The sequence below is a fragment of the Capnocytophaga sp. H4358 genome, from assembly GCF_002302515.1.
Lineage (GTDB): Bacteria > Bacteroidota > Bacteroidia > Flavobacteriales > Flavobacteriaceae > Capnocytophaga > Capnocytophaga canis.
Genome location: NZ_CP022380.1, coordinates 13,707 through 27,491, shown reverse-complemented (window position 1 = coordinate 27,491; position 13,785 = coordinate 13,707). Strand labels below are relative to the sequence as shown.

Here is a 13,785-nt window from a genome sequence, read left to right as displayed (position 1 = left end):
ATAGTATTTTTACACAAGATAATAAAGCATCTCTATCAAAAAATTATGTTTATATACCTACAGCTACTAAAAGAAAGTTTCCGTTTTGCAACCAAGTCATTACGAGATAATAAGCTACGTACTTTTTTATCTTTATTAGGTGTTAGTGTTGGAATATTTCTGATTATTTTAGTACTTTCAGCAGTGGATTCATTAAATCGAAACATTCAAGAAAATCTTGCAGGATTGGATAAAAACTCTATGTATGTATCGAAGTTTTCATTTGGCCCTACAGATGTTCCTCGTTGGCAACGGCTTAATTTTCCACAGGTTACATATCAGGAGTATGAGTTTTTAAAAAAAGATATTCCCAATGTGGAAGCCATGTCTTATGCAATTTTTGGAGTAAGTTCTTCCATAAAATACGAAGGAAAAACCATTGAAAATGTTCCTGCAAGAGCAGATACTTCGGAAATATCAGAAATTGAAGATATTAAAGTTGAGAAAGGACGATTGATGACTGAATCCGAATCAAGAGTAGGAGCTCCGGTTATCGTTTTGGGACATCAGATAGCCCAACAACTTTTTGAAAACGAAGATCCTATAGGAAAAGAAGTTCGTTATTTAAGCAAAAAGATGGTGGTTATTGGCGTTTTGAAAAAATACGGCTCAGTGAGTGATAATGACGAAAAAGTATTTTTGCTTTCTACTTTTGTTAGAAGTTTTATGAACACAGGCACACAAGGGGTTCCCAGCGGAATTGCCATAAAACCTAAAAAAGGAGTTAATATGCAAGAATTTGAAGATATTCTTGTACAGCGTTTTAGAAAATACAGGGGCTTGAAACCCGAAGAAATCAATAATTTTTTTCTGAATAAAATGTCCTCTTTTACAGATATGATTGACCAAACTATAGGCATGATGAATTTGGTAGGGTGGATTGTTGGTGGATTTTCGATTTTGGTGGGTGGTTTCGGAATTGCTAATATAATGTTTGTAAGCGTTCGAGAAAGAACAAGCCTTATCGGGATACAAAAATCGTTGGGAGCTAAAAAGCATTTCATTCTGTTTCAGTTTTTGTTTGAAGCTGTACTTTTAGCATTGATTGGAGGTTTTTTAGGATTGCTTTTTGTATGGCTTGGAACGATTCTCGCTTCTCAACTAACCGATGAACTCACTTTTGTGTTATCAGTTCAAAATGTAATTATTGGTTTGGGGGTGTCGTTTCTTGTCGGACTGATTTCAGGAATCATTCCCGCGTTGAATGCCTCGCAGTTGAACCCTGTGGAAGCTATCAGAACAGGAATGTAAGTCACTGAATAAAAGTAATTTAAAATGGATAGAAAGCATCTTCGATATAGTTGATACTGCATCCAGTTTGGTTCTTTACTATTGAAATGATATCAAATTGCACTTCCGTATCCAAATCGTTTTTTAAAACATACTGATTTGCTGCTTTAACCACTAAGTTAATTTTCGATTTGTTGACAAAACTCTCTGGTTCTCCATAGGCAACGGAGGTTCTGGCTTTAACCTCTGTTATATGTAAAATATTGTTTTTCAGAGATATAATATCTATTTCAGCGTGAGCATAAATGAAATTCTGAGCCAAAATGGTGTGTCCGTTTTCGATGAGAAAATCAACCGCTATTTGCTCGGCTTCCTTTCCAAAATCATTGTGTTGTGCCATAGTTATTTTTGATCTTTTGGTGAGGTTCTCTGAATCATTCGTTTAGAAATAATATTAAATCTCCATAGTAGCCATACAGCAGCAACAGTTAGTCCGAAAAGTAAACCTATCCAAATCCCCATGGTACCTAACTCAGTCTTCAGTCCTAAGTAGTAGCATACAGGAAAACTCAATATCCAGTAGGCAACAAAAGTAATATACATAGGCACTTTAACATCTTGTAGTCCTCGCAATGCCCCCAAAGCGGTCACTTGTAATCCGTCAGAAATTTGAAAAATAGCTGCAATCAGCAAGAGCTTAGCCGCCTCACCAATAACGAAAGCATTCTCCGTTAATTTTTCTAAATTATCCATCTCTAAATATAAGGTCGGCAACCAAGTTCTAAAAACAGTTAACAATAATGCAAAAAAAGATTGAGTGAACAGTACCAATACGAATACGGATAAACCTATGCGACGTAAATTAAAAAAATCCTTAGTGCCTAATTGATTTCCGACACGTATCATGGCCGTTACTCCCAAACCGTTAGCAACCATAAAAGTCATTGATGCTAAATTTAACGCTATTTGATTGGCTGAAAGCTCTTTCTCTCCCAAGATACCACTCATCCAAATAGCAGCCGTAAAAATGCCTACCTCAAAAATCATTTGTAACCCAGAAGGAATCCCTATATTGATTATTTTCTTTATATTTTTTCTATCAAACGTATTCCACTGTAAACCAACAACATACTCTTTTGTCTGTTTTATCTTTTTTAACATCCACCAAAGTAATATGGGCATTAAAAATCGTGAAACAAGTGTCCCAACTCCTGCTCCTATAACTCCTAAGGCAGGCATCCCAAGTTTTCCATAAATGAATATATAATTGAAAATTATATTAATAATATTACCTATAAGAGTGACATACATGGCATATTTAGTCAGGGACAGACCATCAGCAAATTGCTTGTATGCCATAAAAAATCCAAGTGGAATAAGAGAAAAAGCCACCAAAAAAGTGTAAGGAACAGCAAGTTTAACCACATTCTCAGGTTGTCCTGTTAAATACATCAAAGGCTCAGCGAAAAACAAGAGTAAAAATAGGAAAAAACACAAAACACTATTGAGTAAAATACCGTGTTTTAGAATCGATTTTACTTCCTCTTTATCACCTTCTCCATCAGCTTTCGCAACTAAGGGCGTAAGTGCTGTGGAGAAACCTATCCCAAAAGACATAGCAATGAAAATAGCACTATTTCCCAATGCCACTGCAGCCAACTCTGTAACGCCCACTTTACCGACCATTACATTGTCGATAAATCCAACAAAAACGTGCCCTAACATCCCTAATATAACAGGGTAAGCAATGATTAAATTCTGTTTAAATTCTTTTGTGTAGTTCAAAAGTTTATGGAATATCACAATCTCTATTTTTTTAACAAGGGACAAAGATACAGAAACTATTTTTATCAACCACGAAAAAAATGTTCTTATGAGTTCGCTATTTCAACAAAAACCTATATCTTTGGCTGAAAATATTTCGAATCAATGAAAAAGAAAATTGCAGTAGTAATGGGAGGATACTCAGGGGAATGCGGTGTTTCTCTCAAAAGTGGGCAACTGATTTTACAGAATTTGGATAAGGAAAAATACGAAGTTTTTGAGGTACATATTCTCAACGAAGGTTGGTTTTTGATAGACAAATCGGGAGGCAAATCATTTTCTATCAACAAGGGAGATTTTTCGGCTACTAAGGACGGTGAAAAAATAACCTTTGACCTTGTCGTCAATACAATCCATGGTACTCCTGGCGAAGATGGACAGCTCCAAGCCTATTGGAAACTGATAGGAATTCCCTACACAGGTTGCGATTTTTATCAATCGGCATTGACATTCAACAAACGCGATACTCTCTCCGTTTTGGCTAAATTCAACATCCCGAAAGCAAAATCAATCTATGCATCGAAAAAAGATAAATTAGATTTCAATCTGATTTCTAAGGAATTAGGACTACCTTTATTTGTAAAAGCAAATCGATCAGGGAGCAGTTTAGGGGTTTCCAAAGTGCGTACCTCCGCTGAATTTGAAGAGGCTTTACTCAATGCTTTTCAGGTAGATGATGAAATCTTGATTGAATCTTTTCTTAGTGGACGCGAAATATCTGTAGGTGTGATGCGTCTAAATGGAAAAACCACCGTTATGGGACATACCGAAATTATCTCTGAAAATGATTTCTTTGATTATGAGGCGAAATATCTTGGAAAATCAAAGGAAATTACCCCTGCTCTACTCAGCAATGAACTTATAGAACGCATTGATGGACTGACTATAAAAATATATGATATTCTGAATATGAAAGGGTTCTCACGGATTGATTATATCATCATGGATAATATTCCTCATTTTATTGAAATAAACACCAACCCTGGACTATCACCACAGAGTATTTTCCCACAGCAGGTAGCTCACAAAGGATTAAATTTTTCAGACTTATTAGACTCAGAGATTAATTCTGCCTTAAGTAACTGATTAACAAAATATTTCTCTTAGTAACCGAATAAAAATATACTTAAAACGATAACATATAAAGAGCATGAAAAGAGCATTATTCCCTGGATCATTTGACCCGATCACCTTAGGGCATTACGACATTGTTTGCCGTGCGTTGGATCTATTTGATGAGATTGTCGTTGCTATTGGAGTGAATAACGATAAAAATTATATGTTCTCAATAGAGGAACGTAAAACCTTTATCGAAAAAGCCTTTGCCGACAAACCTAAGGTTAAAGTGACTACTTATCAAGGACTTACGGTAGATTATTGTAAAGAAATTGGAGCTTCGTTCATTTTGCGAGGGCTGAGAAATCCAGCTGACTTTGAATTTGAAAAAGCTATAGCTCATACTAATCGTAAGTTATCGAAAATCGAAACCGTTTTTCTACTTACAGCTTCAAGCACGTCCTACATTTCATCATCTATAGTTCGGGATGTGATTCGGAACAATGGAGATTACACCGTTTTAGTACCTAGCAGCGTAGTTGTTAATCCAAAATAGCATTTTCTAACGCTATCCCATTTTTTCTGCAACTTCCTCTAATACAGCCAAAATCTCCGAAAGAGAATCCAAAGTTACCATCTTTTGACGGTATTCTTTGAAATTAGGAATTCCACGAAAGTAGTTGGCATAATGGCGACGCATTTCTAACACTCCTTGCCGTTCGCCTTTCCATTCCGACGCCCATGTAAGATGTTTCTTTACAGCTTGTACTCGATCGATAATAGTAGGAGCTGACAAATTTTTGCCTGTACTAAAATAATGCTTTATCTCATTGAAAATCCAAGGATAACCGATTGCTGCACGACCTATCATGATGCCATCAACTCCAAATTTTTGGCGGTACTCGAGTGCTTTTTCGGGGCTGTCGATATCTCCATTTCCAAAAATAGGAATCTTTACTCGTGAATTCTCTTTAATTCGAGCAATATGAGTCCAATCGGAGTGTCCTTTGTAGAGTTGTGAACGTGTACGAGCATGAATTGAAATTGCCTGAACTCCAACATCTTGCAATCGTTCCACAACTTCATCTATGTTGATAGAGGCTTCATCCCACCCCAAACGAGTTTTCACCGTCACAGGCAATTTTGTACTATTAACAACCGCTTTTGTAAGACGTACCATCAGGTCAATATCCTTCAAAACCCCTGCCCCTGCTCCTTTTGAAACAACTTTTTTCACAGGGCAACCGAAGTTGATATCCAACACATCGGGTTGAACAGCTTCTACAATTTTAGCAGAAAGAGCCATCGCCTCTTCGTCACCTCCAAAAATTTGAATACCTACGGGACGCTCATAGTCAAAAATATCCAATTTTTGTCTGCTTTTAATCGCATCACGAATCAATCCTTCAGAAGAAATGAATTCGCTGTAAAGCATATCTGCTCCGTGAATTTTACATAACCTACGGAATGGTGGATCACTAACATCCTCCATTGGAGCTAACAACAACGGAAATTCGCCTAACTCTATATTGCCAATTTTTACCATAATCCTCTATTTTGTCAATCGTTGTCGTACCACTTCATACAAAAATACTCCACAAGCCACCGAAACATTCAACGAACTTATATCGCCCAACATGGGAAGTTTTGCCTTTTCATCTGACAATTTTAACAATGCTGGTGATACTCCTACATCTTCTGCTCCCATAATGATTGCTAATGGCTCGGTCATTGTGACATCATAGATTTGCTGATCTGTTTTCTCAGTAGCTACAACTGTTTTAATGCCACTTCCTTGTAGGTAATAAATCGCATCACGGAGGTTATCAACCTTACATATAGGCACTTTGAATACTGCTCCTGCAGAAGTTTTGACCGTATCCGCCGTAACAGAAACGCTTCCTCTCTTAGGAATGATAATCCCTGAAACCCCTGTACATTCAGCAGTTCGGATAATAGCTCCAAAATTACGGACATCAGACAGATGGTCTAATACCAAAAATAATGGTGTTACTCCACTTTCAATGGTATTAATAACTAAATTCTCAAAATCGTGATATTCCACAGGTGACACATTAGCTACCACTCCTTGGTGATTTTTTTTCGTCAAACGATTTAGTTTTTCTACGGGAACATACGAAATCATAATCTGTTCCTTCTGCAATAAAACTTGCAACTCTTGAAACAAACTACCTTTTAAACCCTTCTGTACGAAAACCTTATCAACGGTTTTTCCTGCTGTAATAGCTTCAATCACGGCACGAATGCCAAATATTTGATAGTCTTTGTCCATCATTGTGTATTGAGAGATTTTTAATTGTTTAAGATTCAAGATTCAAGGTTTAAGGTTTAAGGTTTAAGGTTCGTTATCGTAATTCGCAATTCGTAATTATTAATTATTCGTTCATTAAAATTGAAAATAGATAAAAGGCTGAAAATCCGAAGAGTAGGCCTGATAACACATAATCACTGTTACAACAGCAATCCCAGCTTTCACAACGATATGACTCTCAGAAAAAATATGCTCTATTTCATCCTTCCAACGATTTGGTAACCAATGAACTATATAGCCTATAAGCATAACCGTAAACACGGATTTATAATGCCACAGTACGTCAAAAGCCATCCCCCATTGCATATCATTAGCTACTTGGCTAAACCATTCTCCAATAGATTGCATATCCTTCCCACGAAAGAAAACCCGTGTGAAAGTAATAAAAGCAAAAGTAAATCCTATTTTCCAAACAGTTGCTAACCAATGGGTAGATTGCTCGTACGGACTTACCTTTCTCCAATATTTGTATGCCACTACACCCAATCCATTCAAACCTCCCCAAATTACGTACTTCCACGAAGCTCCGTGCCACAACCCCCCGATGAGCATTGTGAGCATTATGTTGATGTTTGTAATTACGTGTCGTTCAAAACTCTTACTGTAAAAGGACAATAAGGAGCCTCCTATAAGCAAGACTCCCATAATGATTGAAAACCAAAAGCTATTCATGGCAACCACCACTCCCACAATGAAAATTAAGGAGATGATAAACGTTCCTACGGAACTTTTTCGGTTTCCTCCTAAAGGAATATACAAATAATCACGCAACCATGTGGACAATGAAATGTGCCAACGTTTCCAGAAATCTCCACAGTTAATAGCCTTGTAAGGCGAATTAAAGTTTACCGGAAGCTGGAAACCCATAAGCAATGCTACTCCTATGGCTATGTCCGTATAACCCGAAAAGTCACCATAAATTTGGAGAGAATAACCTATAATTGCCATTATATTCGTAAAACCTGAATACATGGTTGGATTGTCAAAAACCTGATCCAAAAAATGCAAAGCTATGAAATCGGCAAAAATCATTTTTTTAACAAGACCTTTGAGAATCAAATAAATCCCTCTGTTGAACGCTTCATTGGTGATAACTGTTTTCTTTGTAATTTGAGGTACAAAATTTTCAGCTCTCACGATTGGCCCTGCTACTAATTGTGGAAAAAAACTGACATACAAGCCAAAATCAAGAATGTATTTTAACGGAGCTATTTTCTTTCGGTAAATATCAACGGTATAACTAATTGTTTGAAAGGTATAAAACGAAATTCCGACAGGCAAAATAATGGTACTGACACGGAAGTAACCCTCTGAATCAAAGCCATTTGCCCAATATGCCAGATAGTTAAACACCTCATATTGAGTATTGAAAAGTGTATTATGAGTATCGGTTAAGAAATATGCATACTTGAAATAAGATAAAACGAATAAATTCAAGATTATACTGATGGTAACAGCTATTTTTCGTTTGCGTTCTTCTGTCTGCTGATAGATATAATTTCCTAAATAAAAATCAGTTATGGTACTAAAAACCAACAACAGAACAAATAAACCACTGGCTTTGAAGTAGAAATACATACTTGCGAAGAGCAAAAACAGATTTCTCATTCGTCTTCGGCGGTAAATCACGGTGAAAATAGCATAGACAATAGCAAAAAATATCCAAAAATCAATTCGGACAAAATTTAACGGATGATTTTCATCAAATGTAAATATATTTTGAATAAAATCCATACTAAAATCTATTCAATTGCTAAAATATTCTCATACAAAGAGTTGAAGAATAATTCAGAGATGCGTTGCGTTCCCTTAGGTTTCAAATGTACATAGTCGGACGATGCCAAATTTTCCGATACCCAAATCGGCATTGAGTTTTCACCTCCCATAGCCTCGTAAATACTCCAAAAGGCAACGCCATTTTCTAAGCACTTTTTCTTCATTTCCTCATTCAACTTTGGTAAAAACGGATAAGTCACCATTTTCCCATTTTCGGAAGTAGACATATCACTGGGCCCTATAACTATAAAAATAGCATCCGGATTACTGCGTTTCACCCATTTTATATTTTGAATAAGAGAGTGTGCATAGTCCGTAACCTGTTTATCTTTGCGAATATACGGAATAGTGTTTCCTCCATATTGAAAGATGAATATATCCGCTTTTCGGTCGGCTGACATTTGTTCGAAATTCTCTCGGTTCAATCGAGTAAACACACGTCCAGCCTCGCCACGCATAGCGACATTGTCCATACTAACACCTGTATCCCTATCCAAAGTAATTCCATAAAAATCAGGACTAAACTTGCCTTCTAACTCCACTCTGATTTCCTTTGGAGTATTCGCAAAATTCAGTTGAAAATTATGATATTTTCCATCTGTTTTGAGAAAATCCTCCTTCAACAGTTTCCCATTTTCATAGACAGTAATCTTAACTTCGTGGGTATTGTTTCCGTAATGTAAACCAAACTTAGTGTAAGTTTGTAAGCGTTTGTACACATTTCCAAAAGGTTTGACCACAAAGTGTGCTTTTTTGACGCTGGTGGTGTCTGCATCATAACTTGTAAATCTTGAAAAAGTAGCAAACAAACCGTATTTTTCGTGGGGTACTTTTGATTTTCGATTTCGGTCAAACGAGGCAAAGCGCAACCAATTTTCACTCGTACTTATGTTTACACTGGTTTGTGAGTAAACAACCTTAATTGGAATAAAACCTGGCCCTCCTCCACCAAAAGCATTTTGAAATCGATTGCGAACGTATTTAGTAATGCGATCACCTTCAATCTGTGAATCACCATAATGTATAATCCGACAGCTGGATTTATTTAATTTTTCGCGTAGTAGTGTAATAAAATCAGTGACATTATCAGGATAATACATCTTGCCTTCAACATTAGTAATGAGTTCTGGCTTCTCTTTTTTCGGAGTAGTCAAATCACTCGTAGTTTTGGTTTTCACCGCAAGGACTTCTGTATCTTCAACAGAAACAACGCTCTCAATAATATCCTTGGCTTTGCTATTATCACTACGATTGTTGCGAATTAAAATATCTGACGTGGGATATTTAATCATTGTATTTCCTAACACAATTCCTTCTTTTACAGACCCTTGTAACGTCAAATAGCGTTCACTAAAAAAAGTAATCACAAAGAGTGTCATAAGCACTCCTAGTATGAATATGACTATTTTTTTGGGATTCATGTTGTTTCCTTTTTTATTCAAGCCACGAAAATACAATTTTTTAAGAAATTACAAGCAGTTTCTATTTTTTTTTTGAAAAATATTATCGTAAAACGTTTTTTCATCTAAGAAAAACAAACCGTGCTGAAGCAAAAAACCTCCGATAACAATTTTAGCGATATTCTAATTTCACTGAATTATTTCCTTATTTTAAAAATCTAAAAATGAAAATACCATAAAAAAGACCTTCCTAAAAAAGAAGGTCTCTTTATTATCTTAAGAAGCATTGATATTAATATGTATAAATGAAAAAATCTTAAATAAATGATTATCAGATATGATTCTAATCACACGATCTTTTCCTTCTCATGATTGAACTGTTGAGAAACCTATGCTACAAGTGAAACTTCATGCTTATGACTAATAGGATATCTGTTCAACTATTTCAAGTCCATATCCTGACATTCCAACATAATGAGATTGTTTTGAATTTGTCAATAAACGAAGTTTACGAATATTTAAATCGTGCAGAATTTGTGATCCCATACCAATGTCTTTAGTATCTGCAGATGTTACAGGAGCATAGCTACCACTCTGTTTTTCTTTAATTTCAGTGATACGTTTCAGTAAATTCTGTGAATAACCTTCTTTGTTGATAACAATCACTGCCCCTTTCCCTTCTTCGTTGATTTTCTTGAAAATTCGTTCTAAGGGATTCTCTTTTTCAGAAGCTAGTACTTCCAAAATATCATTACTAATGAATGAGGCGTGTACTCGAGTCAAAATAGCTTCATCCGATTCCCAAGTACCTTTGGTAAATGCCAAATGAATTTGTTTGTTTGTTGTTTGTTCGTAAGCACGTAAACGAAATTCACCATAAGGTGTTTGGAGGTGAAAATCCTCTTTTTTCACAATTAAGGTATCTTTTCGCATACGATACGCTATCAAATCTTCAATAGAAATGAGTTTCAAATCAAATTTTTTAGCTACTTCTGCCAATTGAGGCAATCGTGCCATCGTTCCATCCTCATTGAGGATTTCTACCAAAATCCCAGCAGGTTGCATTCCTGCTAACCGAGCCAAATCAATAGCAGCTTCCGTGTGTCCCGTTCTGCGAAGTACGCCTCCTTCCTTAGCTCGAAGTGGGAAAATATGTCCTGGTCGTCCCAAATCAAATGGTCTTGTTTCAGGATTTACGAGTGACAAAATTGTTTTGGCTCTGTCGTGTGTTGAAATACCTGTGGTACAACCATGTCCTTTTAAATCGACCGATACAGTAAATTGAGTTTGGTGGAGTACGGTGTTATTTTGTACCATCATCGGTAGATCCAATTCCTCACAACGTTTTTCGGTAAGTGGAGCACATACCAATCCACGTCCATGAGTGACCATAAAATTAATCATCTCCGGTGTTGCTTTTTCAGCTGCTGCGATAAAATCTCCTTCATTTTCACGATTTTCATCATCCACAACGATGATGACTTTCCCTTTTTTTATGTCTTCAATAGCTTCTTCTATTGTGTTTAATTGAATTTTGCCCATTGTTTGTTTTATAGTTAAAGTGCAAAGATATGATTTTTTTAAACAATAAATAAGATTAGTTCGTATCTTCTTCGGTGTTCTCAAAAAAACTGAACACACTACCACCATATTTTTTGTCATATGAAAAATGAGGTAAGGTTTCCAATTCTACGTGTTTGGAGTGTTCGATGATGAGAATCCCATTTTCATTTAAGAGATTTTTGTTAAAAACAAGCTGTATAATTTCGTTAAACTTATCTTGTTGAAAATCATACGGAGGATCTGCAAAAATTACGTCAAAAGTTTGAGTTGTTTTTTGCAAAAAAGTGTAAACGTCTGATTTTATAGCATTTATACCAAATTTTAATTCATCACTTATTTTATTAATAAACTGTATACAACCGCTGTGACTGTCCACCGAAATAAGGTGTTCACATCCTCTACTGGCAAATTCGTAGCTGATATTTCCTGTTCCTGAAAACAAATCCAACACAGATATTTCATTAAAATAATATAAATTATTCAGTATGTTGAACAAAGCTTCTTTAGCAAAGTCAGTAGTTGGACGAACGGGGAGTTTTTGCGGAGCCACCAATCGTTTGCCTTTGTTTTTTCCTGAAATGATTCTCATTTGTAATCTAAAACTAAAAATTTGTGCAAAGATAAGCTCTTTTCGTCTAAAAGAAAAAACAAGGTTATTCTTTACTATCAAACATTTTATAATTAACAGTTTACATTAAAAAAACGAAATTTATAACCTCATAATTCGTTTATTTGAACCATTTTTTAATCTTGAAACGTTAGTAAAAAACATAAAGCTCCCGTAAATTAAGTTCCAAACCACACAAAAACATACAATAGCTCTAAAAGTACTATTTCATGCGTTTTATCAACGAAAAAAACTTTGAAATTTGGATTATAACAAAAAAACATTACCTTTGCCTAATTAACTTTTTTAAAAAATAACAACTAATATGAAAAAAATGTTTTTACTTTTGGGGCTATTAGCCTCGTTTACAGTTGCTTCTGCACAGAACGATTTAGGAGTTGGCAACTTACAGCTGAACGCGGGATTTGGGCTTTCAAGTTGGGGGACTCCTGTTTATTTAGGGGTTGATTATGGAGTTGCAGAAGATTGGACTGTAGGAGGTGAGATTTCCTATCGCTCAACCAACTACGGAGTTGCAGATAGAAATGTTAAGTATACCAATGTAGGTGTGGTTGGTAATGTTAATTATCATTTTAATCGTTTGTTCCAATTACCTTCACAATTTGATTTATATGCAGGAGGAAGTTTGGGATATTATTCTTGGACAAATAATTACAAAGTGGAGGGCTTCAATCATCACTACACATCAGGATTTGGATTTGCACTTCAATTGGGAGGACGTTATTTCTTTACTAACAATTTTGGTGTGAACCTTGAATTAGGAGGAGGCACTGTTTCGGGAGGAAAATTAGGAATCACGTATAAGTTCTAATCTTAAATTTATTTATCAAACAAATTGACTTATTTAATGACAATAAAACTTTAAATAAGTCAATTTTTATTTCTAATGAATTATGTATATAGAAAATGCTTACCACGGAAAAAGCCCTAAATGGCTTTATCTCATTTATTCCTTAGGTTTCCTTGGGTTTATGGGACTGAATTTTTTAGTATTGCTTTTTTTTGACTATCAAACGTTGATGCAAAATCAAATTGAGAAAAAAGGCGAGTTGCGTTACTTTGCCGAAGATTTGATGTCAGGTTTTGTGTTGTTTTTAGTAGCATTATTAGTTTGGGTACGCTACGTTCATAGGCAACCTTTACGTGCATTTCATACCTCACGGCCTCGTGTGGATTGGAAGCGATTTTTCTTTGCTTTTACTCTTTGGGGCGGTATCTTGGTGTTGACTACTTTTATTGATTATTGGATGAACCCACAGGATTATGTGTGGAATTTTCAAGCAGATAAATTTTTTATACTATTGTTATTATCGGTTTTATTAATTCCTATTCAAGCTGGTTTTGAAGAGTATTTTTTCAGAGGGTATTTGATGCAAGGGATAGGTATTGCTGTTAAAAACCGCTGGATACCGCTATTGGTAACTTCTATTTTGTTCGGACTAATGCACAGCGCAAATCCAGAAATTGAAAAATTAGGTTATGGATTTATTTTCTACTATATAGGAATAGGATTATTTTTAGGTATGATAACCTTATTTGATGAGGGATTGGAGTTGGCATTAGGATTCCATATAGCTAATAACCTCATTACGGGATTATTAGTAACTACCAATTGGGGAGTTTTTAGGCTCCCTGCTCTGTTTGTTAATACGGCTGACCCAACGGATGGAGCTTATTATCAGTTATTGTTTTTGGGAGTTTTTATTTTACTTTGTTTCTACATGTTTTCAAAAAAATATGGCTGGAATCTGAAAGATTGGAAACAAAAACTCTTTGGAAAAGTAATGTCTGAAAAAGAGTTTTTTAATAAAATAACCCCTGAAACACATGCCCAATCAGAAAGAGAGATAGTGAAATAAAGGCAGCTCACTCTTAAATTCTCACAATAGTTTTTAAGGGTAGAAACAGGAAAATATTTACATTAGAATTCCGTTTTT

At 35.5% G+C, this 13,785-nt stretch carries 13 protein-coding genes; 5 read left to right on the top strand and 8 right to left on the bottom strand.

Going from position 1 to position 13,785, the window contains the following annotated elements; all coding sequences use genetic code 11:
- Positions 1-45: 45 nt before the first annotated feature.
- Entirely contained in the window at positions 46-1,290 is a 1,245-nt protein-coding gene (locus tag CGC49_RS00115) for an ABC transporter permease (RefSeq protein WP_042005541.1), read from the top strand.
- A 19-nt stretch (positions 1,291-1,309) separates the two neighbouring features.
- Here the strand turns inward: CGC49_RS00115 and CGC49_RS00110 are convergent, their stop codons facing one another.
- Together CGC49_RS00110 and CGC49_RS00105 are read right to left on the bottom strand one after the other, a co-directional pair.
- Positions 1,310-1,669, bottom strand: coding sequence for a YraN family protein (locus CGC49_RS00110; RefSeq protein ID WP_042005531.1), 360 nt, complete (start codon positions 1,667-1,669; stop codon positions 1,310-1,312).
- A gap of 2 nt (positions 1,670-1,671) precedes the next feature.
- Positions 1,672-3,072: an MATE family efflux transporter gene (locus CGC49_RS00105; protein WP_232745186.1), complete on the bottom strand. Its 1,401-nt coding sequence runs from the start codon at positions 3,070-3,072 to the stop codon at positions 1,672-1,674.
- 126 nt (positions 3,073-3,198) lie between these two features.
- On the opposite strand from CGC49_RS00105, the gene CGC49_RS00100 reads away from it, so the two are divergent.
- Both CGC49_RS00100 and coaD read left to right on the top strand, forming a co-directional pair.
- Positions 3,199-4,179 (top strand): D-alanine--D-alanine ligase, encoded by a 981-nt coding sequence (locus CGC49_RS00100; RefSeq protein ID WP_095893080.1) that lies wholly within the window; start codon positions 3,199-3,201, stop codon positions 4,177-4,179.
- A gap of 64 nt (positions 4,180-4,243) precedes the next feature.
- Positions 4,244-4,705 carry a pantetheine-phosphate adenylyltransferase gene (gene coaD / locus CGC49_RS00095; RefSeq protein WP_042005529.1) on the top strand — a complete coding sequence of 154 codons (462 nt, stop codon included), beginning with the start codon at positions 4,244-4,246 and terminating at the stop codon, positions 4,703-4,705.
- Positions 4,706-4,717: 12 nt separating this feature from the next.
- Here the strand turns inward: coaD and dusB are convergent, their stop codons facing one another.
- The 6 genes from dusB to CGC49_RS00065 form a co-directional block, all read right to left on the bottom strand.
- Positions 4,718-5,695 (bottom strand): tRNA dihydrouridine synthase DusB, encoded by a 978-nt coding sequence (gene dusB / locus CGC49_RS00090; protein ID WP_095911573.1) that lies wholly within the window; start codon positions 5,693-5,695, stop codon positions 4,718-4,720.
- A gap of 6 nt (positions 5,696-5,701) precedes the next feature.
- The gene (gene rlmB / locus CGC49_RS00085) at positions 5,702-6,442 is read right to left on the bottom strand and encodes a 23S rRNA (guanosine(2251)-2'-O)-methyltransferase RlmB (RefSeq protein ID WP_198540639.1); all 741 of its coding nucleotides are present in this window, start codon (positions 6,440-6,442) and stop codon (positions 5,702-5,704) included.
- A 114-nt stretch (positions 6,443-6,556) separates the two neighbouring features.
- Positions 6,557-8,215, bottom strand: a complete 1,659-nt coding sequence (locus CGC49_RS00080) for an MBOAT family protein (protein WP_042005524.1) — start codon at positions 8,213-8,215, stop codon at positions 6,557-6,559.
- An 8-nt stretch (positions 8,216-8,223) separates the two neighbouring features.
- Positions 8,224-9,678 carry a lipase gene (locus CGC49_RS00075; protein ID WP_042005538.1) on the bottom strand — a complete coding sequence of 485 codons (1,455 nt, stop codon included), beginning with the start codon at positions 9,676-9,678 and terminating at the stop codon, positions 8,224-8,226.
- A 399-nt stretch (positions 9,679-10,077) separates the two neighbouring features.
- On the bottom strand, positions 10,078-11,199 hold the full coding sequence (ribB, locus tag CGC49_RS00070) for a 3,4-dihydroxy-2-butanone-4-phosphate synthase (protein WP_095893076.1): 1,122 nt from the start codon (positions 11,197-11,199) through the stop codon (positions 10,078-10,080).
- A 55-nt stretch (positions 11,200-11,254) separates the two neighbouring features.
- Positions 11,255-11,809: an RsmD family RNA methyltransferase gene (locus tag CGC49_RS00065; protein WP_042346451.1), complete on the bottom strand. Its 555-nt coding sequence runs from the start codon at positions 11,807-11,809 to the stop codon at positions 11,255-11,257.
- 343 nt (positions 11,810-12,152) lie between these two features.
- Here CGC49_RS00065 and CGC49_RS00060 point away from each other — a divergent pair, with 343 nt between their 5' ends.
- Positions 12,153-12,659, top strand: a complete 507-nt coding sequence (locus CGC49_RS00060; protein WP_042005518.1) for an outer membrane beta-barrel protein — start codon at positions 12,153-12,155, stop codon at positions 12,657-12,659.
- Between the two features lie 82 nt (positions 12,660-12,741).
- Positions 12,742-13,707: a CPBP family intramembrane glutamic endopeptidase gene (locus tag CGC49_RS00055; RefSeq protein WP_095893074.1), complete on the top strand. Its 966-nt coding sequence runs from the start codon at positions 12,742-12,744 to the stop codon at positions 13,705-13,707.
- Positions 13,708-13,785: the final 78 nt, after the last annotated feature.